Annotated in this window: 15 protein-coding genes and 4 pseudogenes; 12 read left to right on the top strand and 7 right to left on the bottom strand. The window is 67.1% G+C overall.

Annotated elements, in window-relative coordinates:
* Nucleotide 1 precedes the first annotated feature (1 nt).
* Together LZ199_RS40885 and LZ199_RS40880 are read left to right on the top strand one after the other, a co-directional pair.
* The gene (locus LZ199_RS40885) at nt 2-1,261 is read left to right on the top strand and encodes an imm11 family protein (RefSeq protein WP_456094068.1); all 1,260 of its coding nucleotides are present in this window, start codon (nt 2-4) and stop codon (nt 1,259-1,261) included.
* Nucleotides 1,262-1,701: 440 nt separating this feature from the next.
* Nucleotides 1,702-3,285 carry a mechanosensitive ion channel family protein gene (locus LZ199_RS40880; protein ID WP_253999229.1) on the top strand — a complete coding sequence of 528 codons (1,584 nt, stop codon included), beginning with the start codon at nt 1,702-1,704 and terminating at the stop codon, nt 3,283-3,285.
* A 34-nt stretch (nt 3,286-3,319) separates the two neighbouring features.
* On the opposite strand, the pseudogene LZ199_RS47140 reads toward LZ199_RS40880, so the two are convergent.
* Both LZ199_RS47140 and LZ199_RS40875 read right to left on the bottom strand, forming a co-directional pair.
* A pseudogene (locus LZ199_RS47140) lies at nt 3,320-3,451 on the bottom strand (helix-turn-helix domain-containing protein); the annotation flags it as partial.
* Nucleotides 3,452-3,492: 41 nt separating this feature from the next.
* The gene (locus LZ199_RS40875) at nt 3,493-3,867 is read right to left on the bottom strand and encodes a hypothetical protein (protein WP_253999228.1); all 375 of its coding nucleotides are present in this window, start codon (nt 3,865-3,867) and stop codon (nt 3,493-3,495) included.
* A 1,153-nt stretch (nt 3,868-5,020) separates the two neighbouring features.
* Between LZ199_RS40875 and LZ199_RS40870 the strand changes: the two genes are divergently transcribed.
* From LZ199_RS40870 to LZ199_RS40845, 6 genes are all read left to right on the top strand, one after another.
* A complete protein-coding gene (locus LZ199_RS40870) occupies nt 5,021-6,238 on the top strand; it encodes an HlyD family secretion protein (RefSeq protein ID WP_253999227.1) in 1,218 nt (405 codons plus the stop codon).
* Between the two features lie 2 nt (nt 6,239-6,240).
* Nucleotides 6,241-8,973, top strand: a complete 2,733-nt coding sequence (locus LZ199_RS40865) for an ATP-binding cassette domain-containing protein (RefSeq protein WP_253999226.1) — start codon at nt 6,241-6,243, stop codon at nt 8,971-8,973.
* Between the two features lie 140 nt (nt 8,974-9,113).
* Nucleotides 9,114-11,081, top strand: coding sequence for an ATP-binding cassette domain-containing protein (locus tag LZ199_RS40860; RefSeq protein WP_253999225.1), 1,968 nt, complete (start codon nt 9,114-9,116; stop codon nt 11,079-11,081).
* Nucleotides 11,078-12,574 (top strand): TolC family protein, encoded by a 1,497-nt coding sequence (locus LZ199_RS40855; protein WP_253999224.1) that lies wholly within the window; start codon nt 11,078-11,080, stop codon nt 12,572-12,574. The genes LZ199_RS40860 and LZ199_RS40855 overlap by 4 nt, the downstream gene beginning before the upstream one ends.
* Nucleotides 12,575-12,580: 6 nt before the next feature.
* Nucleotides 12,581-14,329, top strand: a complete 1,749-nt coding sequence (locus LZ199_RS40850) for a hypothetical protein (protein ID WP_253999223.1) — start codon at nt 12,581-12,583, stop codon at nt 14,327-14,329.
* A gap of 8 nt (nt 14,330-14,337) precedes the next feature.
* Nucleotides 14,338-15,351 (top strand): phosphotransferase enzyme family protein, encoded by a 1,014-nt coding sequence (locus LZ199_RS40845; protein WP_253999222.1) that lies wholly within the window; start codon nt 14,338-14,340, stop codon nt 15,349-15,351.
* Between the two features lie 84 nt (nt 15,352-15,435).
* Here LZ199_RS40845 and LZ199_RS40840 read toward each other — a convergent pair whose 3' ends face one another.
* Together LZ199_RS40840 and LZ199_RS40835 are read right to left on the bottom strand one after the other, a co-directional pair.
* A complete protein-coding gene (locus LZ199_RS40840; protein WP_253999221.1) occupies nt 15,436-15,825 on the bottom strand; it encodes a hypothetical protein in 390 nt (129 codons plus the stop codon).
* Nucleotides 15,826-16,252: 427 nt separating this feature from the next.
* Complete coding sequence (locus LZ199_RS40835; protein WP_253999220.1) at nt 16,253-18,298, bottom strand: tetratricopeptide repeat protein; 2,046 nt, start codon at nt 18,296-18,298, stop codon at nt 16,253-16,255.
* A gap of 356 nt (nt 18,299-18,654) precedes the next feature.
* On the opposite strand from LZ199_RS40835, the gene LZ199_RS40830 reads away from it, so the two are divergent.
* Nucleotides 18,655-20,454, top strand: coding sequence for an eCIS core domain-containing protein (locus LZ199_RS40830; protein WP_253999219.1), 1,800 nt, complete (start codon nt 18,655-18,657; stop codon nt 20,452-20,454).
* A 102-nt stretch (nt 20,455-20,556) separates the two neighbouring features.
* Here LZ199_RS40830 and LZ199_RS47040 read toward each other — a convergent pair.
* Nucleotides 20,557-20,613: pseudogene (locus LZ199_RS47040) on the bottom strand (hypothetical protein); the annotation flags it as partial.
* A 49-nt stretch (nt 20,614-20,662) separates the two neighbouring features.
* On the opposite strand from LZ199_RS47040, the pseudogene LZ199_RS40825 reads away from it, so the two are divergent.
* Nucleotides 20,663-20,800 (top strand): annotated as a pseudogene (locus LZ199_RS40825) (IS256 family transposase); the annotation flags it as partial.
* Nucleotides 20,801-21,506: 706 nt separating this feature from the next.
* Here LZ199_RS40825 and LZ199_RS40820 read toward each other — a convergent pair.
* Nucleotides 21,507-21,953: a winged helix-turn-helix transcriptional regulator gene (locus LZ199_RS40820; protein WP_253999218.1), complete on the bottom strand. Its 447-nt coding sequence runs from the start codon at nt 21,951-21,953 to the stop codon at nt 21,507-21,509.
* A gap of 111 nt (nt 21,954-22,064) precedes the next feature.
* On the opposite strand from LZ199_RS40820, the gene LZ199_RS40815 reads away from it, so the two are divergent.
* Together LZ199_RS40815 and LZ199_RS40810 are read left to right on the top strand one after the other, a co-directional pair.
* Nucleotides 22,065-22,934, top strand: a complete 870-nt coding sequence (locus tag LZ199_RS40815) for an NAD(P)H-binding protein (RefSeq protein ID WP_253999217.1) — start codon at nt 22,065-22,067, stop codon at nt 22,932-22,934.
* 205 nt (nt 22,935-23,139) lie between these two features.
* The gene (locus tag LZ199_RS40810) at nt 23,140-23,511 is read left to right on the top strand and encodes a M57 family metalloprotease (protein WP_323390263.1); all 372 of its coding nucleotides are present in this window, start codon (nt 23,140-23,142) and stop codon (nt 23,509-23,511) included.
* A 40-nt stretch (nt 23,512-23,551) separates the two neighbouring features.
* Here the strand turns inward: LZ199_RS40810 and LZ199_RS40805 are convergent.
* Nucleotides 23,552-23,665: pseudogene (locus tag LZ199_RS40805) on the bottom strand (IS5-like element ISRso1 family transposase); the annotation flags it as partial.

Below are 23,665 nucleotides of genomic sequence, written 5' to 3'. Positions count from 1 at the left end.
TATGGCAAAGCGATTCTTTGAGCTATTGGATGACATGGGGAGCCAGGGGCGCTGGTTGCTGGGAGACCCCACGGATTCACAGGGAAAGGAGGTGGACGACCCATGGCAGTTCGCGGATGGTCGCCCCGTTGCAATTGCAGAACGACTCCGGATTCCCATCTACCATCCAGGGAGCCCTCTCGATTTCACACGGGCGGATGTTGGTGGCGCCCCCGTAGTTCATCAGAGAGTCTCAAACATCTTCACGGAGTTGGCACCTGACGACGTGCAGAGCATACCGGTCGATATCGACGGGCTGTTTGAGCCGTACTGTATCCTTGTCGCTACTCGGCTCATCCGGTGCATTGATGACAACGCATCGACCGAGGTGAGGTACTGGACGCCGGAGGATGGTCGACCGGACAGGCTCGGCGAATACCGGGCCGTATATGATATGCGGATCGACCCGACGAAGGTGGGTGATGCAAAGGTGTTCCGGACCTGGGGGTGGACTGGAACAATCATCGTGTCCGAGGACATCAAGGAGGCGCTGGAGCGAGCGGGTGTCACGGGGGCGAAGTTCCAGGAGGTCACCGGTCCGAGCGCCATCAGTCCAGAGGAGCGAGAACGCAACCACAAGCTCATGGCTCTGGCGGATCAGGCAGACGCTGCCCGCAGCGTCTTCTGGCGCACCCTGGGGAAATTGGATGAAGAGGTCATCATTCCCATCGTCGTGGGTGGCAACTGGCCGGCCCGGCGTCAGATGTGGCGTGTCATCCACCGCGAGCACGGGCGGACCCTGCTGGTGACGCATGGGCTCTCGGACTTCTTCGTCGTGGACGGAGTGGAGCCCGAGCCGTCCGTGGGCTTCGGCCTGGAACTGGCCTTGGAGACGAACGAGCCCCAGGCGCACATCGAGAAGAGCTGGCTCCTGTTGTTGCTGGAGCGGGTGGGAGATGAAATCGCGGAACACGAAAGTGTCCGTGAGAAGGTGAAGACAGGCTTCCTCTCCATGGAAGTCTCAGGCCAGGGAATGCCCGAGCCTCTGCTGACGAAAGAGGGCAGGGTGGGGGTATTGCTAGGCATGGAGTCGAGCACGCTGCCTGGCCGCTTCACCACGCCAGCCGGAGAGGTCCGGCTCGTCACCGTCAAGGTGCTGATGCCCGCGGAGCTCGCATATCTGCTGGAGCACGGAACGCGCGGTCGGGACGAACTGGTGCGGTGCTTCGCCCAAGACGGACAGGAACATGTGTCTCGCGCGTGGCGTAGGTCCGTGGTGTGACGGCCTCATCCATGGATGACGTGACGCTGGGCGTGATCCGCTTCAGTTGACACCAAGGACGCAGCAGTTGCCCACCTGGAGCGTTGGCTCCATGGCAGTCGCGGAGTCGCCCAGGTGGATGGCATTCCGGAGCAGCCGGGACGGCGGTCCGTTTTCACCCTGGAGACGGAGCCCGCACTCCCTCCCAGCCGCTGCCCCAGGCTCAACGCTTGTCTTGCCCGCACTGGATGGGAACCCCGGCGAACTGCTCGCGGCCTTTCCTGTCTGGCGAGAAGTTGGAGCCGCTGTTCCTCCTCGGGGGCGGGGCGCGATGTGTTCGCTGGTGTGCTATGCCCCGGCGCATGGAAATCTTCCGACTTGCGGATACGGTCGAGTTGAACAACGCATGGCTCGTCGGACTGAGCGTGGCATTGTAGCTGCTCGTCCTCTGGGCCGCGCTCGTGGCCTCCAGTGCGCTGCTGTACCAGGGCATCCGGCTGATGGGTGTGAAGGCGCTGGAGCAGATGGCGGACGCGCTTCGCAAGCGCGCCCGGCTGAGTGCCGCCCTCCTGTCCTTCGTGGTGGTCATCATCGGCATCGCCGTGCTGGGCTTCTCCCTGTGGGCGAAGAAGGACCTGGAGCCCTCCTTCAAGGCCTTGCTGGCGGGAGTGACGGCGGAGGGGCTGTCTGCCCTGGGGCGCGGAGCGGGGCTGCTGGTGCTCTTGCTGACGGCCTTCCTGGTGTTGGATCGGACGGCGCGCCAGCTCCTGATGCGGCTCGAGCGCAGGGTGAACGAGTGGCAACTGAGCCCGGAGCACAGGGCACATGCCCAGAAGGCGATCGAGCAGGGGCCCGGCTTCATCAAGCTGGTGCTGGCCTACTTCGCGGTGGGCGTGGCGGTCACCTCGCTGCAGCCCCCGGCCGCGTTCGACTGGCTCGTTGGCACCATCGTCTTCGTGTTGCTGTGCATCAGCGGTGGGCGCCTGGCGGTGTCCTTGCTTCACCTGATGTCGGGTCGGCTGGTCGAATCCTGGCGGGCGAAGAGCACGGCCACGAAGTACGAGGAGTACTTCCTGGCCCTCAGCCGGCTGCTTCCGGTGGGGCAGCGGAGCCTGGAGGCCATCGTCTACATCTCGGTGGCGACCCTCATCATTCGTCGGTTCCAAGGCCTGGAGCCCTTTGCTCCGTACGGGCCGGTGCTCATCCGCGTCATCGCCCTGTTCTTCGCCGCCAGCGTCGCCGTGGAGTTCGTCCGGCTGCTCATCGCCCGGGCCTTCAAGGTGGACGGCCTCGACCTGGATGACAAGGCCCGGCGGCGCAACACCTTCGTCGCCCTCATCCAGAGAGCCTCCACGTACCTGGTCTACTTCCTGGTGGGGATGATGGTGCTCAGCGACCTGGGTGTGGACCCCACCCCCATCCTCGCTGGCGCCGGCATCGTCGGCCTCACCTTGGGCCTGGGCTCACAGGCCATCGTCACGGACATGGTCAATGGCATCTTCCTGCTCTTCGAGGACCAGATCTTGAACGGCGACTACATCCGCATCAACGATACCGAGGGCGTGGTGGAGGAGATAACGCCTCGCATCACCCGCATTCGCGATCGCTTCGGGCGCCTTCACATCCTCCGCAATGGTGAAGTCAAGAATGTCATCAATTACAGTCGCGGCTGGACGCTGGCGGTCGTGGACATGGCCGTGGCCTATGAGTGCGACCTGAAGAAGGTGCTGGATGTGATTGGCCAGGTCTGCGAGCAGGTGCCCTTGCTGTCGGCGGGCAAGGTGTCCGAGATGCCCAAGCTGCTGGGTATCGAGAGCATGGATGAGAGCTGGATGACCATTCGCATTGAAGCCAAGGTCCAGCCAGGGACGCACTTCGACGTGAAGCGGCTGCTCAACCGGCTGTTGTTCGACGCCTTCAACGCCAACGGCCTGGAACTTCCCTACCCCAAGTCGGTGCAATACGAGGGGACCACGGTGCTTCCCGCCGCCGCCGCCGCGCCGCCAGAGGAGGAGCCCCAGGCCCTTGCCGCTTCGCTTCGGTAGTCCTCTCGGCAGCGGGGGCCGTAGTCATGGTGCAGGTGTGCTCGGCTGCGGGCGGGCGGAACTTCTGCCGCGCCAGCTCCCTCAGCGCGCCGCGCGTCAACTGGCGGTGCACCACCGGGCCGCTGGCCTGGCTGCGGAAGACCGCAAACTCTTCGCCGTGGTCCTTCCCGCCGCCGCGTCCATCGCGGCTTTCGCGGGAGGTGCCCCCTACGCAGCCGCTGGCGCAGCCGGGAGCGTGCCCAGCGCGGTCGGCTGATAGCCGAGCAGGTAGCGCCCGGCGGTATGCGCCCGGGGCGAGGCGGAGCCGTAGTTGCAGGTACGCGCCTTGCCCGCCACCAGGCAGTACAGCTCGGCGTTGCCGCTGCCGACGACGTCCGCGGCCAGCGGCGCCGAGACGCCCATCCCCACGGACGCGAAGGCGCCCACCGGCTGGGCGACGAACCCGTCGCTGGTGTTGGCGTACGGCGTCGAGGTGCCGCTGCCCGGGCTGTAGGGCAGCGCATCGGCGAGGCCGTCCTTGTCGGCGTCGGTGAAGGTGACGTGCAGCCCCTGGATGGAGGCGGGCTGCTCCCATTGAAACATTGAAACCGTGATGACTGGCCGAGGGAGGCTGACTCAGCAGGTCGGAGGATGGCTGTCTCAGCAGGCCGGAGGAGGGTGCTAAGCCATCTCAATCAGGCCGATTCGCTCAGCAATGCTGGCGCGGCACACGGCGGAGCAGAGACAAAATGGCGGGCGAACCTGCCCGACTTGCAAGGTTGGGGTTGAGGTACCGCCCAACGCTGGGAGGCCACGAGACTGGCGGGAACGAGCACCTGCAAGTTCAAGACGTTGCCTGAAATGAGAGGAGGGGCTGATGGAAAATTCCCATCAACCCCCCTCTGGTCATCGAAAACGATGGACGACCAGCCTCGACAGCTGGCGTCAAAACAACTGACTACTAGCGCGCCTTCGGGCCGCCGCGAACGTGGATCTTGATCTTCATGTGGTGCCTCCTTTCGAGTTGAACGCTAAGTGTACTTGAAGCTGGATGTCAAATCGAACCAGAGAACAAAATGTGGCGCATTGCGGCGATGCGGGCGAAGTCCCGTGTCGCATCGGGGCGCCCGTATTCAGACAAGGGGAGCGTGAATCACAACGCAGTGGCTGTTCGCCAAGGTCCCGCTCGTCGTGGAGATTGAAATCAGTGTGCTCACCCGCCAAGGCCTGGACAGGCGAATGGGGGCCCGACCTGCGAAGTGGGAGTTGAGGTATCGCCCCACTCCGGGAAGCGACGAACAGCCACCCAGGAGCGCCGTGGCCTATTCGGATCAAGCACCTGAGAGGTCGTGGGGCAGCCTGGCAGGAACGAGCACCTGCAAGGTCAAGACGATGCCAGAAATGAGAAGAGGGGCTGATGGAAAATTCCCATCAACCCCTCCTCTGTGATCGAAAACGAGGGACGCCCAACTTCGACAGCGGGCGTCAAAACGACTGACTACGCGCGCGCCTTCGGGCCGCCGCGAACGTGGAGCTTGATCTTCATGTCGTGCCTCCTTTCTAATTGAACGCTAAGTGTAATCGAAGCTGGATGTCAAATCGAACCAAGGTACAATGTGTGGCGCATTGCGGCGATGCGGGCGAAGTCTCGCGTCGCATCGGGGCGCCCGTATTCAGACAAGGGGAGCGTGAATTAAATGCAGGGGCCGAGGTGTTGACAGGGTGCGGCGATTAAGGCGACTTTGGTTCGCGGACCATGGCATATCCCTTCGAGCGGACCCTTCGTTCCCTGAACTACGAGTCGGACACGCGCCTCGTGTTCGTCGCTCTGATGGTGTTGTGCGTAGGCGGGCTCATCACTTGGTCGCTGTTCGCCAAGGTCCCGCTCGTCAAGGCCAGCTCACAGGCCCGGATTGAGCCACACAACGCCGTCCATCGCATCGAGCCGCCCAGTGCGGGCAGGGTCGTGCTCTCGCGGCTCAAACTCGACCAGCAGGTCAAGGAAGGCGACCTCCTCATCGAGTTCGACGCACGGGCCGAGCGCCTCGAGCTCGAGCGGAGCAAGGCGACGCTCGCCGCGACCGAGAAGGAACTCGCCATCATCCGCCAGCAGATCACCAACAAGCGCGAAGAGGCGGCTTTGACGGCACGGGTGGACGAGGTCGCGATCCAGGAGGTGCTGGGGAGGGCGCAGGAGCTCGCGCCCAGGCACCGGCTCGCGGTGGAACGCGAGCAGCTGGCCCTCAAGAGCCCGACGGGCGCGGTCTCGGAGATGGAGAAGCTCGAGCGCAAGACCGATGTCGACGCGCTCAGCTACGCGCAGACGGCGCAGGGCCTGGCGCTCACCCGACTGCGGCGCGAGCAGAACGTGCGCCGTCAAGCCCTCGCCGCGCAGCTGCTCGAGCTCGAGCGCGAGGAGCTGGGCGCCGAGGGGCGGATCCGGGAGCTCCAGGGCGCCATTGACCGCCTCGAGTACCAGATTGAGCGGAAGCTGTATCGGGCGCCGGCCACGGGGCACCTGGTCGACGTGGCGGAGCTCGGCTCGGGAGCGTTCATCGCCGATGGGCAGCGGGTCGGCACCATCGTCGCGAGCGATGCCGAGGTGCGGGTGCGCGCCCGTTTCCCGAAGGAGGTCGTCGGATTGATTGAGCCCGGCCAGACGGCGCGCCTCAAGCTCGACGGCTACCCGATGACCATCTACGGGACGGTCCCCGCCCGGGTGACGGCCGTCGGGACCGAGCCCGGCCAGACGGCCACGCCCGAGGCCATCCCCGGTACCGTGCGCGTCGAGCTCAAGTTCGCACCGCCGGACGATCCGCGCATCCAGCTCCGCCACGGCATGACCCTGGTGGTGGAGGTCGAGGTCGCACGGGCATCGCCTGTCGCCCTGCTGATGCGGGCGCTCGGCGAATGGAACCCGCAGCCTGAAGAGCCGCCTGTGACCGTGTTTCAGCCCGAAGCCGAGGCCCGCTGACCATGACTCCTCCCAGGGTCCGGCGCTCGATCATTCCCGAGGTGATCCAGATCTCGGCGACGGACTGCGGTCCCTCTTCGCTCAAGAGCCTGTTCGCGGGAATGGGCGTCGAGCTCAACTATCGCGTCCTTCGCGAAGTGTGTCAGACGGACGTCGACGGCACCTCGATCGTCACCTTGGATGAAGTCGCCAACCAGCTCGGGCTCGACTCCGAGCAGGTGATGCTTCCGCTCGATCACGTGGTGGTCCCTGAAGCCAAGGCACTCCCCGCCATCATCGTCACGCTCAGCGCGGGAGGACGGCCGCACTTCGTGGTGCTGTGGAATCGCATCGGCCCATTCGTCCAGGTCATGGACCCGGCGGCGGGCCGTCACTGGACCCTGATTTCGACGCTGCTGGGCCACCTGTACCAGCACACCACGTCCGTTCCGGCGACCGGCTGGCGCGAATGGGCCGGGTCCGAGGAGGCGGTCGCGACGTTCGAGCGCCGCCTGCTGAACCTGGGTTCGACGCAGGCGCGGGCGCTGGTGGCCCGGGCGCTTGAGGACACCGGGTATCTGTCGATCGCCAGGCTCGACGCCGCGTGCCGTGCGTCCGAAGCGATGATCCGCGCGGGCGCCGTCCGGCGAGGCGCGACCGCGGCGGGGCTGCTGCAATCCATGATTGCGAAGGACGCTTCCGGCGAAGTGCCCATTCCCGCGGCCTATTGGGCCGTTCGCCCCAACCCCGAGGTGGACGGCGAGCTGTCGATGACGGGCGCGGTGCTGATGCGGATTCGCGGTTGGCGCGAGGAGGCTTCGCGCACAGGCGAAGACGCGCCGAGAGCCGTGCTCGCCAGCGACCTGGCGACGGAGCTCGTCGCCAAACAGGTGAGCCCGGCGCGAACGCTGCTCCGCCTGCGAGGCGAGGATTCGTGGGTCGTTCCGGGCCTGATCGCGGTGGGACTGGTGTTCGCCACCTTCGGGCGGATCCTGCAAGCGTTGATGCTCCGGGGCGTGCTCGACCTGGGGCGCGATCTCGGGACGTTCGCGCAGCGTGCGACGGGCATGGCCGTTCTCGCGGGCGTCGCGCTCTGCTTCATGCTCATCCAGATCCCCATTTCATTGGGATTGCTCGGCATTGGCCGCCGGCTCGAGGTGCGGCTGCGCAAGGCGTATTTCGAGAAGCTCCCCGAGATGGAGGACCGCTATTTCCAGAGCCGGCTCGCCTCCGACATGGCGTCTCGCACGCACAACATCCAGGCGATGCGGTCGCTGCCGCAGCTGCTCGCGCAGGCCGCCATCCTGTCGCTCGAGGTCGCGAGCATCACCGCCGCGCTCATCTGGGCCGCACCGTACGCATGGCACCTCGTGCTCGGGCTCGCGGCGGTCACGCTGCTCGTGCCCCTGGTCGCGCAGAAGCTGCTCTTCGAGCCCGACCTGCGCGTGCAGATGCACTCAGGCGCGCTCAGCGGCTTCACCCTGAACGCGCTCGTCGGGCTCACGCCGATCCGCATCCACGGCGCCGAGCGGTCGCTGCGCCGCGCACAGGAGACCTTGCTCGTCAGCTGGACCAAGGCGCGCTATTGGGTCCAGACGCTGTCGGTCGGGTTCGAAGGCGGGCTGATGCTGGTGAGCTACGGCCTCGTCATGCTGCTCGTCTACTCGTACCTCGCGGGCACCGAGCGGGCTTCGCTGGTGTTGTTGGTCGTCTATTGGGCGCTGCGCTACCCCATCCTCGGCCAGCGGCTGATGGTGCTCAGCCGCGCGTTCCCGAATGCGATGAACCGGGTTCGCCGGCTCCTCGACATCATCGGCGACATCAAGGAGTCGCCGGCCCGGACCGAGGCGCCCGTGCAGGAGCCTGTCGCTCCCGCGGCCGCCGCGAGCGGCGTTTCGATCGTGATGGAGAAGGTCCGCGTGAAGGGCGGCGGTCACACCATCCTCGACAAGGTCTCCTTGAACATCGCCCCTGGCGAGCACGTGGCCGTGGTCGGTGTCTCCGGCGCAGGCAAGTCGACGCTGGTCGGCCTTCTGCTCGGCTGGCTCCGGCCGGCGCGAGGCGAGATCAAGATCGACGGGCAGGTGCTCGACCAGGCCGCTGTCGAGCGGCTGCGGCGCACCACGGCCTGGGTGGACCCGGCGATCAGCCTCTGGAACCAGAGCCTCATCGACAACATCCGGTATGGCAACGATGGCGCGCATGGCTGGTCCCTGACGGGGGCGCTCAAGGGCGCCGAGATGCTCGACATCCTCGAGGCGCTTCCAGACGGGCTGCAGACGTCGCTGGGCGAAGGCGGAGGGCTGGTCTCCGGCGGCCAGGGGCAGCGCGTGCGTCTGGCGCGCGCGATGCTCCGCTCCGGCGTGCGCCTGGCCATCCTCGACGAGCCCTTTCGCGGTCTTGATCGCGACCGGCGCGCGCGGCTCCTCGCCGAGTCCCGGCGGCTCTGGGCGGACATCACGCTCCTCTGTGTCACCCACGACGTCGAGCACACCCAGGAGTTCGATCGCGTGCTCGTGATCGAGAACGGTCGAGTCCTCGAGAACGGGCGGCCGAAGGAGCTGCTCGCGAACAAGGAGTCGCGGTACTCCGTGCTCCTTCGCGCTGACCAGGAGAATCGCACGCTGCTCTGGGGCGGTGGACACTGGCGCCATTGGTGGCTTTCGGACGGCCAGCTGGTGGAGAGGACGGCGCCGAAGCCGGTGGAGACGCCCGTCGCGAAGCCCGCCGCGGGCGAGCTGGAGCTGGTGGGATGACGCGCTCGCACTCCGACCTGTTGTGGCCGGTCGAGCGACTGCCCGACGCGCTGGAGCAGCTGGCGCAGCGGCAGGGCTATGGCAGGGCCGCGGGTGAAATCGCTCCGCCCGCGGCGGCCGTCGAGCCGAGCCGGGTCTGGATGTTCGCGCTCGGAGATCGACTCGGCGTGGAGCTCGAGCCGATCACGCCGCTCTACCACGAGCTGCCCGACGTCCTCGAACGCGCCGCGCCCTGCATTCTCCAGGTCCGGCGAGACGGCGTCCCGTCCTATCTGGTGCTGTTGGGGACGCGGCGGGGAAAGCCGCGCCTGCTCGCGCGCGACGCCACGGTGGTTTCGCTCCCGATGAAGAGCGCGCTCTCGCTCCTGCGCGAAGAGCAGGAGGCCACCGTCGCCGAGGTGGACCAGCTGCTCGGCGGCGTGGAGATGTCGCCCCGTGCGCTCGAGCGCGCCCGCTCACGGATGCTGTTGCAGCGGCTCGGCCAGGCGCAGCTGCGCACCGGTTGGATCATGCGCCCCCGGCGCACCGCGAGCCGGCGGACGCTGCTCGGCGACATCCCGTCGCTCGCCGTAGGCATCCTCGTGAGCCACACGCTCCTCTCGCTGGTGCTGGCGGGCTCGTTCTGGCTGCTCGGTCGCGCCGCGCTCCAGGCCCACCTCGAGACCGGCTGGTTCCTGGGGTGGATCGCCGTCATCGCGTGCGCGATTCCGCTGCGCATGCTCGAGGTGTGGTGGCAGGGCGTGTTCTCGATCCGGCTGGGAACGCTGCTGAAGCAGCAGCTCCTCGCGGGAACCCTCAAGCTGACCCCCGACGAGGTGAGGCTCGACGGCATCGGCCGCCATTTCGGCCGCGTCGCCGAGTCCGAGGTCGTCGAGCAGCTCGCGGTCGGCGGCGCCCTGCTCGCGGTGTTGTCGCTCGTCGACCTGGTCATGGCGGGCGCCATCCTCGTGCTCGGGGCGGGAGGGTGGCCCCAGGCGATGGTGCTCGTCCTGTGGGTCGTGGTCGCGTTCGTCCTCGCGCGCCGCCACTACGGCGTCCAGCGGGAATGGTCGAGCGCGCGCGTTGAAATCACCCACGACCTCCTCGAGCGCATGCTCGGCCATCGAACGCGGCTGGCGCAGCTTCCACTCGAGCGCTGGCACGATGGCGAAGACCTCCGCTTGAGCTCCTACTCCGAGATCTCGAAGGTCATGGATCGCCGGACCATGCAGCTCACCGCGCTCCTGCGCGACGGCTGGTTGGTGCTCGGCCTGCTGACCTTGCTGCCGGCGTTCAGCACCGGTACGGCCAATGCCAGCGCGCTGGCGGTGGCCGTGGGCGGCATCCTGCTCGCGCTGCGAGCCTTCGACGAGGTCTCCGTCTACTTCCAGCAGGTCTCCCAGGCGGCGGTGTCGTTCGAGCAGATCCGCGACTTGTTGCTCGCGGTGGGCCGCCCCGAGCTCGAATCGAAAGTCCCTCTCGAAATGGAGGGAGGCAAGCCCACCGACGCCGACGGCGGAAGCCTCATCGAGGCGCGGGGCGTGACCTTCCGGCACGACGCGCGCACCCGGCCGGTGCTCGAGAACTGCTCGTTCCAGATAGCGCAGGGCGACCGCATCCTGCTGGAGGGCCCATCCGGCGGTGGCAAGTCGACGCTGGTGTCGCTGCTCACGGGCATGAGGAGGCCGCAGGGCGGGGTGATGCTGCTGCACGCGTTGGACCGCGCGACGTTCGGCTCCTCGGGCTGGCGCAAGCGCATCACCGCCGCGCCGCAGTTCCACGAGAACCACGTCCTGTCCGGCAGCTTCGCGTACAATCTCCTGCTCGGGCGCGAGTGGCCGACCTCGCCCGAGCTGCGGACCAAGGCCGCCGCGCTGTGCAAGGAGCTCGGGCTGGACGAGCTGGTCGCCAAGATGCCCGCCGGCCTCGAGGAGATGATCGGCGAGACCGGCTGGCAACTCTCGCACGGCGAGAAGAGCCGGCTCTACATCGCGCGCACGCTGCTGCAGGGGGTCGAGCTGGTCATCCTCGACGAGAGCTTCGCCTCCCTCGACCCGGAGACCATGCGGGTCGCGCAGCGCTGCGTCCTCAACCACGCCAAAGCCCTCGTGGTCGTCAGTCACCCATGAGCCTTAGACTTACGCTCGCACTCCTCGCGACGACCTGCTCCGGTTGTGGGCTGGTCCGTCCCGTCGTCGTCACACCGCCTCAGGCGCCAAGCAGCTACTCGACCTCCGTCGAGCCGAGCACCGAGCCGCCTCCACCGTCCAGCGCACCCGAGGGTGGGGCTCCAAGCCCTCGGCCGCCGAAGGAGGAGGGCGCACCCTCGCGGCCCGCCGAGCACGTCACCCAGGACGAGGTCTGGTGGTCGGCGTTCGCCGATCCGGCGCTCGACACGGCCATCCAGGAGTGCTTCGCCAACAGCCTGGTCCTGCACGACGTGCGGGATCTGATCTACGAGAACCAGCTCGACCCCAACGTGCCACAAGGTTGGTGGTACCCGCTCCAGGTCGGCATCCTCAACCCGGCGGGGCTGAATCATGTGGTCGCCATCGTTCCGCCCGCGCCGGCAACCCAGGCCAGGTACAGCATCGCCACCGCCGATGTCGGCGTGACCTACCAGGTCGACCTGTTCGGAAACCTCGCCGCGCAGCGGAGCGCGGGAATGAACTTCGCCGAGCAGCAGCGGCAGCTCACCGAGGCCCGCGTCCAGGACCTCGCGCAGCGGATCACCCAGGTCTGGTTCGACATCCTCGAGGCCCGCGCGCTCCGGGACCTCACGCTGCGGCAGATCGACTACAACAAGGAGCTGCTGCGGCTGATTCAAGCGCGGTTCGAGCAGCACCTCACGCCCCGGCTCGCGGTGCTGCAGCAGGAGCAGTTGCTGCTGAACCTCGAAGCGCAGGTGCCGCTGATCTCCGCCCGGAGCGCGCTCTTGAATTCGGAGCTGAAGGCGCTGCTGGGCCGGGTCCCCAATCCCGCGGACGACATCGTCCCCCTCGAGCGACAGCTCCCCGATCTCCCGCCTCCGCCCAGACTCGGAACGCCAGAAGACCTGAACGCGAACACGCCGGAGATGCGGCTCCAGGAGCTGCGCGTCGCCGAGGTCGAGCACCGCATCAACGCGAACCGGGCGAGCTGGCTTCCGACAATCGAACTGGTGGGCAGCGTGGGCGCCGCGAAGGTCGGCCTCTCGGAGCCGGTCCTCCACCAGTCCGTCGTCGGCGTGAACCTGACCTGGGCCTTTTTCGATGGAAGGCGATTCACCGAGCACATGCGCCTGCCGATCCAGCTCCACCGTCGCCACGTCCAATACCAGCTCGCGCTGAACACCGCGATCGGACGGGTGCAGGATGCCGTGGTCCAGGAGGAGACCGGGGCGACGAACCTGCGCGCCCTGCGCGCGCAGGTCCAGCTCGGGCAGCGGCTCCTGGACGAGGCGAGGCGGCTCTTCGAGCAGGGGCTCTCGGACTATCTGACGGTGCTCTCCGCCCTGACGAATCTGGTCGGGCTCGAGCGCGCGAGTCTGCAAGCGCAACGGCTGCTGCTCAACCATCGCGTCGCGGTCTATCGTTCGCTCGGCGGCACCTGGTCGCGCGACGTCACACTGAATCGGGAGTGAAAAGCCATGGCACAGCTGCAAGCGGATGAGATGCTCTACATTCCCAATCGAAAGCGGCTCACGCACGACCGGATCGACGCGGGGAATGGCCAGCAGGTCCTGCACCTCTTCTATGGCGAGGTGGAGCTCATCTTCGACGAGCCGGACATCGCGCCCTTGGGCGAGAAGCTGATCCAGCTCGAGCAATTTCAAGCCTCCGACGCCATGGCGTGGTCGGACGGCGCGCCCCATTCCTGGGACAAGATCCGGGACCTGCTCGAAACATTGATTGAACAGCGGGTGTTGAGGCGGGTCTCGGATGCGCCCACGGGCCGCACCACGGTGTCCTACCCTGAGCGGTTGGGTGAGGTGCCAGCCGGGCGTGAGCCGCGCACGTTCAGCGCCCACGACAACCGTTGCCCCGTGCTGACCGAACAGGCGTACGGACGTGCGTTCGAGCTCTCGAACCTCGAGGTCGTCGTTCCGGTCTACCGCGTGGCGCATCCGGCGCTCGACGCTGACGGTCGGCAGGTGGGCGAGAACAACGTCGGACCGCGCACCTTGTTCCTCGATCTCCCCACCGTGCGCAAGCAGTGCCACTACGCGGGGAGCCGGTATCAGAACGAACTCCCGATGAACGTGACCGCGATGAAGGGCATGGCGCGTCAGTGGCCGGACCTGCTCTCGCTGACCGAGCAGTTCCGCAAGGCCTTCTTCGCGCGCATGCCGCCCCGGACCCCGGGCGTGCTCACCGCGGGCGAACTCCACATCATGGTCGTCTGCACGCTCGCGTCGGTCGGGTACGTGATGGTGCGGGGCAACCAGCCGGTGCCGAACGGAGAGCTCGACAACGGGCTCGCGGCCATGTTCCGGCTGATCGACGGAGTTCGCCTGGTCACCAACGACCTGGTGCGCGACGCCCCCGAGCAGCCCGTCACCGTGCAAACCATCGTGGACTATGCCGAGCGTCACGCGGTCTTCAATGGTCCGCACGGCGTGTGCGCCGGGCCGCCGGCGCTGATCAACGAATATATGCAGGTGTTGACCGGCGTGGCCCCGGCACCGATTGATGCTCAGCCCGACATCGCGGCGCGCCTCGGCGATCTCGACGCCGCGCTCGATTACGGCCTGCTCGGGCAGCGCGTCGAAGCGGTGGTCCGCTTCCTCGGCGCGACCCAGGGGCTGCTCCACGAGCGGCTCCGGGCGGCGTTCGCCGGACACCTCCCGCGCACCGCGCTGCAAGAGTTCGTGGAGGCGCCGATCGATGTCGCGCGTTACCCGTTGCTCCGCGACGATTTCCCACTCGCGGAGACCTACCAGCGCGAGATCAAGCTCAGCCGCTGGTTGTTCGCGCGCATCGGCGAGGTGTTCCCCGGCACGCCACAGGGCACCTCGCTGGACGAGCTGGCGAAGCTGGATCCCGCCGAGCAGGAGACGAGCCGACGGCGACTGGCCGAGCTCTTCGCGCACGGGCTGCCGGCAGACGCGGTCGTGGCGGAGTCCCTCCGCGGCGAGCTCGCTGACGTCGCTGCCAGCGCGTTCGCCCTGGAGCGCCGGTGCCTGCGCGTCGTCGAGCGCGAGCAAGCGATGCTGAACCAGCGGCTCCGGCGCCCGGATCACCCCCTGACCGGCATGGACCTGGCGGTGTTCACGCGGCCGCGCAATGGCCCCCCGTTGGCGGAGACCCTCGCGCGCGGCCTGGGCCTCTCGGTGACCAGCGACTCTGCCTCGACCGTGCTGGGCTACGGTGGGAGCAGCCTCACGTTGAAGGACTAGAGGGTTCGATGCATCCAGAGCTTGTCCGCCGCTTCCACGAACCGATTCGCGATGAGGCCGCGCGCCGGTATGGCCTGTCGCCCGAGCAGCTCACCGAGCTCCAGGCCTTCGAGAACTTCGTCTACGAGGCGCAGAACGACGACGGCGAAAGCCTTATCTTGCGCATCTCGCACAGCACGCGGCGAACGATTGACTACACGCTGGGGGAGGTCGAGTTCGTTCGCTATCTGGCCGCCGCGCGCATTCCAGTCGCCTCGCCGATCCTCTCCGATTCGGGGCAGTTCGTGGAGCGGATCGAAGACCGCGAGCCCGGCAGCTACTTCGTCGTCACCGCGTTCGAGCGCGCGCCGGGCATCGTCTTCGACGACGCGCCTCCGCTCAAGGAGCGCTACTGGAAGCCGCCCCTGTTCCGCGACATGGGCCGGCTGTTCGCGCGGCTCCACAACCGCGCAGAGAGCTACGCGCCTTCGAGCCCCAGGCTCAAGCGCCAGGAATGGCATGAGTACGACGTGGTCGACATCGACCGGTTCGCGCCCCCCGAGGAGAAGCTCGTTCGCGAGCGCACCGCGGCGATCATCGCGCGATTGAACCGGCTACCGCGAACACCGGAGAGCTACGGGCTGATCCACGCCGATCTCCACATGCACAACTTCTGCTTCGCCGAAGGGAAGATCACCGCGTTCGACTTCGACAACTGCGAGTACGCGTGGTTCGTCAAGGACATCGCGGTCCTCCTCTTCTACATCGCGCGAGGCGAGGCTCGAGAGGCGCGCGACGAAGCGGCCGCTGCGTTCCTGGGGCCGTTCCTCGAAGGATATCGGGAGCTCCGACGGATGGAGCCCGAGTGGCTCGCGGCCGTGCCGGACCTGCTCGCGCTCCAGCGCTCAATGAATTACGCGCTGTTCCACCAGTATCGCGACCCGGCCGTGCTCGACGAGAGCACGCTCGACCGGTGGGGGCGGTTCAAGCGAGACATCGAAGCGGACACACCCGTCCTGCAGATTGATTTCAGCGGCGCATAGCAGGGACGGGGGCCCTGTGGAGGGGAGGGAGGGCGCAGAGGGGCCGAGGAGGGCCACCCACCACACGCGCTCCGGGACTTGACCTCAGTCCGTGGGTGCCCTCCTCCACGATGCGATGCGACTCACCAGGTCCAACACCTCCGCGTAGCGGTACATGGACGCCTTGAGCGACAGCAGCTCCGTGCTGGAGTCGCGCGGGCCGGAGGACGCGGACCGGATGAGGTGGTCCAGCACGCGCTGGCCCTGCTCCAACTCCTGGACGAAGCGGGAGATGCCATTGAGCATCGTCCCGTCCATCCTCGTCACCGGGGCCGCCCCTCCCACCGAGGCCACCTCCTGGGGAGCGCTCGGGGGCTGGACGCGACTTGCATTGTCCGCGGGGACACCATCGAACCAGGAGGCCTTGAGCTTCTCGCTACGCGCGGGCTGCGGCGGAAGCGACATGGGGAGGGCGGCGGACAGCGGGCTCGTCATGGGATGCGGTCTCTTTCCGTGCGGAGCGGGTACGCCAGCCAGCCGCGAGTATCCGCGCCAGGGAGGACAGCCTCCTGGCGTGGCACACAGGGTTCAGCGCACGAGCCTTCCTCCGGAGTCGCTCCCGCATGAGCATGCGAGCCCGACTCCCACGTCACGCGCGCTACAATCCGTGTTCCCCGCGCTTTCCAGCGTTCGACACCGTGGACGGAATTTAACACGCATCCGGTAAAATGTGTCGGACTGGGATGGAAATTATACCCATGGGTCCCAGAAGACACTCCAGCGCGAGCGTCACGCCCCCCTTTGAGGGGAGGCCGCAACCCCGCTGCCTCCACTCAAGGCCTTGTTCGCGGCGCTCCTCGAGCGCACAGGGCACGGGAGTGCCGTGGAGCTGGGCTTCGAGGGCTGCCCCGGGAACGCCGGCTCAGCGAATCCCCGGTGCGGAAAAGTTGCTCGGAGCGCGGTTGGATGGCGATGCGGCATTGAACGCATCGGTGAAGGCGCTGACCGCGGCGCTCACGTCCGCCCAGGTGTTGTGACTTTCTATCTCCGAGTTGAGGCGTTTCACCGCGTCATTGATACGAGTCAGTTCGGCGTCCACCTCGTCTGGCACCTTCCCGGCCATCGCGGAGAGGGTGAGCGCGCGTGAGCGCAACTCTGGTGTCGCCAGGCCTTGGACGCTGGACCAGGCCTCGTCTTTCACACAACCCGGGCCGGGGCGGACCGAGCAGCGGAAGGCCTTGAAGACAGCGTTCTGCTCGATGGCGTCGTCCAGAACCTCGTGCGCGTCGGCGAAGTCGGAGCCCGCGCTCGAACTCTCCTTGCCGAGCCCTTGCAGGCATTTCCGATGGTTGCTCAGTTGCTGGTTCATCGCGTCCAACTGGAGCTCGGTCCTGGGCGCCGACAATCGGATGCTGCCGCAAGTGCTGTAGATGGTATTCACGCTCCCCTTGCGCACCAGCGCCGAGTGTCGTGCGAGGGCTCCGCGGTCAATCTCCTCGTCGTAGCTCGCTGCGGCCCGGGCCGCGAACCCAGCACGAGCTGCCTCGATGGCCGCCGCCACGCGCCCTGGGGCGTCCGCCTCCAGCCGCGCCACGTCGCCTCCCAGGGCAAGCGTGGCCGACTCAAGCAGCTTCTGGTCCGCGCGCACCTTCTGGCTGGCGTCCGCGATGTCCTTCAGCAGGCTCGCGCAGGTCTCCTTCGCCTCCGGTCGCGCGGCGCAGCGGGTCTTCAACTCCTCCGTCTTGACGGCCTGGGCTTTGAGCAACTCGACCAGCTTGAGCCGGAGCGCCGGGAGTCCGTCGACGGCGCCGGCCCCCTCCGCCCGGCTCTCGGCGAGGCACTTGCGGTAGCTGCCCAGCCCGTCGCGCATCAGCTTCTGCTCGGCGGCATCGACGTTCCCAGCCGCGTCTCGCAGCCCGCGCTCGTAGGTCCACACCGAGGCGAGCTCGCTCGCGCAGCCGATGCCGCCAGGGGAGGCCTCGCGCAAGGTGTCGCGTGCCTCCTCTAGAGGCCCGCGGTAGCCGAGGGCCAACGCGGTGTCGAGCACCTCGAGGTACTTCGCGGTATTCGGGTCAGGGTTTTGCTTGTGCGCCAGCTCGAGGTCGATGCGTGCTCCGAGAAAGTCGTCGGCCTTGAAGCGGGAGACGGCGCGTGAGCGGATGGCTCGCGTGAAGGCCGGGTCGGTCGCGATGGCCTTGTCATAGGCGGCGAGGGCTTCGTCGTGGCGATTCAGGCCGAGGAGGAGGTCGCCGCGGTCGCAGAGGATGTCGGCCGAGCGCGGAGAGATGGCGAGCGCGGCCTCGAAGTCAACCAGCGCCTTCTCGGTGTTCTTGAGCGACGCAAGCAGGTGTCCACGCCAGTGCAGCGGCTGGGTCTCCTGGGGAGCGGCCTTCACCGCTGCGTCGAAGGCCTCGAGCGCGCCAGCCGCATCGCCCTTCTCGCGCAGCGTGAAGCCGCGCCCCATGAGGGCCGGCACTGAGTCCGCCTTCAAGGCCAGGGCCCGGTCGAAGAAGCCGAGCGCCTTCTCGTGCTGGCGCAGCGAGCGGGCAAGGGCTCCCGCGGAGTTCAGGTACTCGGCGTTCCCCGGCGACAGGAGCAGGGCTGTCTCCACGTCAAGGAGGGCCTTCGCGTCCTCGCCCTTGTGCTTGTGCGCCATGCCGCGCAGGAAGATGGCGCCATCCAATTCAGGGGTCGCTTCAAGCGCGGCGTCGAGGTCGCTGATGGCCAGGTCGTAGCGCTCCTGGACGAAGTGCAGTTCCGCGCGAGCGCGAAGGGCCTCCGCGGAGGCGGGTTGCTGCGCGACGGCGCGGTCGCAGGCCCGCTGGGCCTCGGCGAAGCGTCGCGTGTTCGTCTGGGCCCTGCACTGGGCGAGTGCCGACCTGGCCGCATCAGCCTGGGCCAGCGCGGGCACTCCCAGCGCGCTGACTACAATAATGAATACACCCACGAGGACCGACCGACGAGTCACGGACCCACATCCCAGAAAGAAAAAAGGACCGGAATCGTAGCTGGAACAGGCGCGGCGCAACAATGGGCGCACCCCGCTTTCTTGGACGAATTCGTCGAGTCGCCGCACTTCGAGTTGTGCTCGTGCGGAGCGCGTCACGGCGCTTCCGCGTGAGCCAGGGCGAGACATTTCAAATCGTCCAACTCTGGACTCCGCTTCCTCCCAATTCAATGGTGTCTGTTATTGTTGGAATCACTTGGATTGCGAGGACCTTTCCCTCGCCGCGACATGTTTCAAGATGCTCGCGTGAGCTGTGAATCCCTGGTGTAGGGTAGGTCCTTCACGGGGCATGGCCCGATACACTGGGAGCACGAAACTTGGATGTTCGGCACCGTTGGATTTCCCCCACGCTCCTGGAGCAGGCCTGCTCTCGGGGCTGGGCACTCCCGAGTCGGTCGCGTGTCCGGTTCGAGCGCGCCTTCGGAGCCGAGCTGGGCGCTGTGCGCCTTCACGAGCATCCCCTGGTCGCGAGGCTGGGGGCCGAGGCCCTGTGCTGGGGAGAGCAGATTCTCTACGCTCCGGGAGCGCTGGAGCTCGACGCGGCTCGCGGCTCTCAAATCCTCGCGCATGAACTGGTGCATGTGCTGCAACAGCGCGCGGGGCGCGCACCTCATGGGAACGGCGGGGCCGGGCTGCTCGTGGATGAGGCCCTGGAAGCGGAGGCCGAAGCCCTGGCGGCACGGGCCCTCGCGGGTGAGCGTGCGCACCTCGCGGCTCCGGGGGCGGGCGGGGGCCGCTGGGCTTTGTCCACGCCGGCGCTTCAGGCGTACCACGTCATCCAGAACGCCCAGTTCGGCGCCCAGGATGTCAATCTCCACAACGCCGTCTTCGAGACCCAGCGGGACGGAGTGCGCCCTCATCCCCACCCGAAGACGCACGGGGACAGCTTCCTCATCGACGCTGGGGTGGCGAACATCATGGTGCGGGCGCAGGACCAGGTCGCGCTCCGGTTCTCGGATGACAACGAACTCGCCATCGAGGACACCAACCCTCACCACGAGCAGGCCAAGCACTTCTTCGCCACGGACAGCGCCATCAGCAGGTGCAACCGCGCGTTGAAGTCCGCAGGCTCCGTCTATCGAATCGCCAAGGTCGCCGGGCCACGCTTCATTGAGATTGGCCCCCCCGCGCGGCCGGGGTTCCTGCCCTTCCTGAACGGCCGGGGGCCCAAGCGGCTGTTCCAGGTGGTGATGTCCGAGAATGGGCAGCTCGAGCCCTCCGTGGCACAGAACTGCAATGAGATCTCCGGCAAGGTCATGGGGGAGCAGCGGGACTCGCAGCGCACCGTGAGGCTCAAGCAGTCCGGCAATCAGCTCTTCCACAATCTGCCGCGCTGGCAGCTCGGAGGGTGGTCCCCCGCGTTCGCGACGCATGGAGACATTCCCTTCCGGCTGGCGGTGCTCATCACTACGTTCCTCTTCCATGGGCAGGGAGAGGGACCCGACGCCGTCGCGGCCCGGCAACGCGCGGTCGACGATTACCAGGTGGGATTGCAGAACGCGCTGGCGGGTGCCAACAACCCCAATGCGCAGATGGCGGCGCTCGCGGGCTACTACGGCCCTATTGGCCGCGACTATGGCCGGCTGGTGAACCGGGTCCGTGCCAATGCCCCCATGACGCTCAACGGCGTCAACTTCAACGGGCTCACGCTCCGCTCACGCTACGAGCAACTCCTCTTCCGGCTGGGCGTCAACGCCTATGCGGACCCACGGGTGGGCGATGCGTTCCAGACGTACTCCGTGGGCGCCATGGAGCGCTATCAGGATGCCCAGCTCCGCAGCTGGATGCGGATGCGGGACGAGGTGGCACCCCGCCCGGCGGTGCTCGTTCCTCCGGCCGTCTACAGCGAGCCGGTGTGGGAGTACCACTGGGGCGGTGTGGTCGCGGAGAGTGGCCAGGACCGCATCACCTTCGAGAACTACGCCCGCAACTACGAGGACCGCGATGGCCCCCAGCTCCAGGGCAGCGAGTTCCGCTCGTTCTTCCAGATGACCCGCGTGCCCACCCAGGTCAATGATCCGCTCATCGCCCAGTCCTGGCACGAGAGCTGTTACGCCCACGGCTTCGCCAATGCCCTGACGATGAACATCTCCAAGCTCAGCCGCTGTGAGCGTTAGCGACCGTTCCCAGAGCCCTCTTCCGGAGCCCCAGGGTGGCGGCGGCGCCACGCCCGTCGAGTTCCGCGCGGCCACGCTGAAGGTGTACGTGGCGCCATGGGTGAGGCCCGACAGGTAGTGGCTCGTCGCCGAGGAGGTCGTCGACTGGGTCGCGCCCATCGGATGCGGGGTGATGATGTAGCCGGTGAAGGGCGCGCCGCCATTGTTCGTGGGCGCCGTCCCGGACCGCGCCAGCGCGCTGCGCCTCATCACCGCTGTCGCCCTCGAAGTCACCGGAGTCTGGGACGACCGCCGCTACCTCGATATGTCCCTGCTCAAGTCAACCCCAGACACCGCCGCTGCCTGATGCCGCCAAGGAGCCTTCCTCCCCCGAACCCCCTCCGAACCAACTACACAGGATTCGGTGCTTGACCCGGGGCCGCCCGAGCGATGCTCCCGGCCGGTGGACAGGCCGCGCTCCCATCAGGTGCGTGGCAGGAGCCTGGGTCTGTTGGCGCCTCTGGAGTCTCAACACCACACGGCCTGGTGGCCCTCGTGCCGAGGCCCGCGTCCTCCCAGGCCTCTGCCGCCTCTGAGTTGAGCGGATGGTTGGCGAAGCCCTTGGACTGTCTCGGAATGCTGAGCGGGGCCGTACTCGTGCGTGGAACCGCGTTCACCGCGTTCGCGATGGTCGTCGTGACTGGGCGAGGACCGAGCCGTGCCAATGGGCGGTGCGCTCCATGGATCGCGGTGTCCCCGTGGCGGCGCTGGTGATTTCATCTGTTCCAACTTCTGGCCATGGAACCGAAGGGGTGGAGGCTGGCACGCATCGAACCCGTTCGTCGCCGCCCTCGGGTGAAGGCCACAGCCGGTTTAGGGACGGTGGTGGGTGTGATGGCCCCGGATGGAACGGACATGCCCAGGAGCTTCGAGGGGGACTTCACTCCCACCCAATCAGGCCTCCATCACCTCCGGGTCCGGCCTGAACATGTCTCTGGGAGCTTGAACGTTCGGCCCCTCCTCACTCATCCTGGACTGAGCACGCCGCCGCGTTCCCATGCCCCTTTGGCGCCTCAGCCCAGCGTGGGCTGGGGCGCCATCGCGCGAAGGCCTCCTGGACGCGTCCGGTGCTCCACGGGACGTTGCTGGAGTCGACGGCCGACGTCCGCGATGGCCTGGATGATGGGGAGCAATTCACGCCCGAGGTCCGTCAGGGCGTACTCAGCCGAGGTGGGCGTGGTGTGCACGAGGGTGCGCGCCACCACGCCCCGTGCCTCCAGCTCTCGCAGGCGTTGACTGAGCACACGCGCGGAGACTCCCGGGATGTCGAGCCGCAGCTCGCCGAAGCGCCGGGGTTGGGTGCTCAGGTAGTAGAGGACGTGTGGCGCCCACGCTCCGCTGAGCAGCTCCATCGAGCGATTGAGCGGGCACTCCTCCGAGGACTTCGTGCCCTGGCCACGTCGTGGCCGGTCGATGTCGGCGGGTGGGGTGGCCCGGTTCTTCCTCACCTTGAGGGTCATGATGTCGGTAACCCAGCGGTTACTGGAAAGAGTGGAGACAGCTCGTTCGTAGGTGCCATGGCGAGCGTGAGACGGCTATCGAAAGGAGCACCCTTTTCGAGGAGTACGTCAATGCTGGTCGTGTTGGGAGCAACGGGCAACGTGGGGCGGGAGCTGGTGGCGCGGCTGGCGGAGGCAGGGGAGGAGGTGGCGGCGGTGGCCCGCAAGGCACCCGAGGCACCGCTCCCTCGGCGGGTCCGCCACGTCCAGGGTGACCTGTCCTCGCCTGCATCGCTGGCTCCGCATCTGAAGAATGCTTCAGGAGTCTTCCTGCTCATCCCTGGCGGAGGCGCGGATATCTCACCGCAGGTGCTGCGCGAACTGCTTGAGACGGCCCGTGTGTCGCGCGTGGTGCTGCTCTCGTCGCTCGCTGTCGATACGCGGCCCCTGGCCACCTCGCATGCACACCTGCGCGCTGTCGAGGAAGGGGTCCGTTCGCTCGCGGTTCCCTGGACACTCTTGCGTCCCGGGGGCTTTGCCTCGAATGCCCTGGCCTGGGTGCCCTCGGTGCGCGCCGAGCGTGCCATCGCCGCGCCTTTCGCCGACGTGGCGCTCCCCGTCGTGGACCCGGCGGACATCGCGGCTGTCGCGGACCGCGCCCTGCGCGAGGAAGGACACGCCGGCAAGGTGTATACGCTCACCGGGCCCGTCGCCATCTCCCCGCGTCAGCAGGCCACGGTCATCTCGAAGGCACTGGGCACACCGCTGCGCTTCGTGGAGTGGAGCCGCGAGGAGGCCCGGTCGATGATGCTGCGGTTCATGCCCGAGCCCGTTGCCGATGGCACGCTCGACATCCTCGAAGCGCCGACGGAAGCCGAGCGGCGTGTCAGTCCCGACGTGGAGCAGGTGCTCGGGCGTCCGGCAAGTCTGTTCTCCGCGTGGGTGGAGCGTCACGTCGCCGCGTTCCGACCTCCCATGGGTGTCTCGAATCCCGAGATTTGAGACAGATTAATCATCCAGGGTTGTCGCTGAGGGTTTGGGGTGGGGGCGCGCTATGAAACCTGGCGCGCGGTCCCGGCAGGAAGCCCTCGCCGGGCGGCGCATTCCCCCGCAGTCAAAGAGACGAGCATTCATGTTCAAGCAGGCAGCAGTCCTCGTGGTGATCGGTGTCGCATTGCTGGTCGGTTGCGGCGGTATGGAGCCGCGAATGGAGAACGAGGAGATCATCTCCAACCTCATCGAGGCCGGCTATCCGGCCAAGGACATCCAGGTCATCAACGAGGCTGTCTTCGTGGGCGGCGACACGCGTGTGACGCTCCAGGCCTCCCGAGAGATGCTTCAGGCTCCCCCGGGGAGCGCCGAGCATTACCGCACGACCAACCTCGTCGGCCCCTCAGTGACGAAGATCTGCCTCAACCCATCGGCCTCGTTCAACACCTATCCCAAGTTGAGCCAGGGGCTCGACATGGCCATCGACAACTACAACGCGCTGGGTCTGCGATTCACCTTCGCGCGCGGCCCGACCACCGGGTGCTCCGCGAACATCGACATGGTGACCACCACCCAGGACCACAGCTAAACACTCTTCCCTGAGAGCCTGTTGAATTGGAGCGCTACGCGAGGCGGCGCAGCATGAGGCCGGTCATCGCGATGTGGATGAAGGTTTCGGACGAGTGCTCGTGACGCTCGTAGTCGCGAGCCAGTCGCCGCTGGCGCGTCAGCCACGCGTTGGT

This window comes from Myxococcus qinghaiensis (assembly GCF_024198215.1).
Classification (GTDB): Bacteria; Myxococcota; Myxococcia; order Myxococcales; family Myxococcaceae; genus Myxococcus; species Myxococcus qinghaiensis.
Note: the sequence above shows the minus strand (reverse complement) of the source record. Positions and strands in the feature narration are given on the sequence as shown.

Excerpts from the sequence above, each read along its gene's own strand:
- LZ199_RS40885 (WP_456094068.1), top strand. The coding sequence starts at position 2 with ATGGCAAAGCGATTCTTTGAGCTATTGGATGACATGGGGAGCCAGGGG.
- LZ199_RS40860 (WP_253999225.1), top strand. The coding sequence starts at position 9,114 with ATGTTCGCGCTCGGAGATCGACTCGGCGTGGAGCTCGAGCCGATCACG.
- LZ199_RS40840 (WP_253999221.1), bottom strand. The coding sequence starts at position 15,825 with ATGACGAGCCCGCTGTCCGCCGCCCTCCCCATGTCGCTTCCGCCGCAG.
- LZ199_RS40855 (WP_253999224.1), top strand. The coding sequence starts at position 11,078 with ATGAGCCTTAGACTTACGCTCGCACTCCTCGCGACGACCTGCTCCGGT.
- LZ199_RS40865 (WP_253999226.1), top strand. The coding sequence starts at position 6,241 with ATGACTCCTCCCAGGGTCCGGCGCTCGATCATTCCCGAGGTGATCCAG.
- LZ199_RS40810 (WP_323390263.1), top strand. The coding sequence starts at position 23,140 with ATGGAGAACGAGGAGATCATCTCCAACCTCATCGAGGCCGGCTATCCG.
- LZ199_RS40845 (WP_253999222.1), top strand. The coding sequence starts at position 14,338 with ATGCATCCAGAGCTTGTCCGCCGCTTCCACGAACCGATTCGCGATGAG.
- LZ199_RS40820 (WP_253999218.1), bottom strand. The coding sequence starts at position 21,953 with ATGACCCTCAAGGTGAGGAAGAACCGGGCCACCCCACCCGCCGACATC.
- LZ199_RS40815 (WP_253999217.1), top strand. The coding sequence starts at position 22,065 with ATGCTGGTCGTGTTGGGAGCAACGGGCAACGTGGGGCGGGAGCTGGTG.
- LZ199_RS40875 (WP_253999228.1), bottom strand. The coding sequence starts at position 3,867 with ATGTTTCAATGGGAGCAGCCCGCCTCCATCCAGGGGCTGCACGTCACC.
- LZ199_RS40850 (WP_253999223.1), top strand. The coding sequence starts at position 12,581 with ATGGCACAGCTGCAAGCGGATGAGATGCTCTACATTCCCAATCGAAAG.
- LZ199_RS40870 (WP_253999227.1), top strand. The coding sequence starts at position 5,021 with ATGGCATATCCCTTCGAGCGGACCCTTCGTTCCCTGAACTACGAGTCG.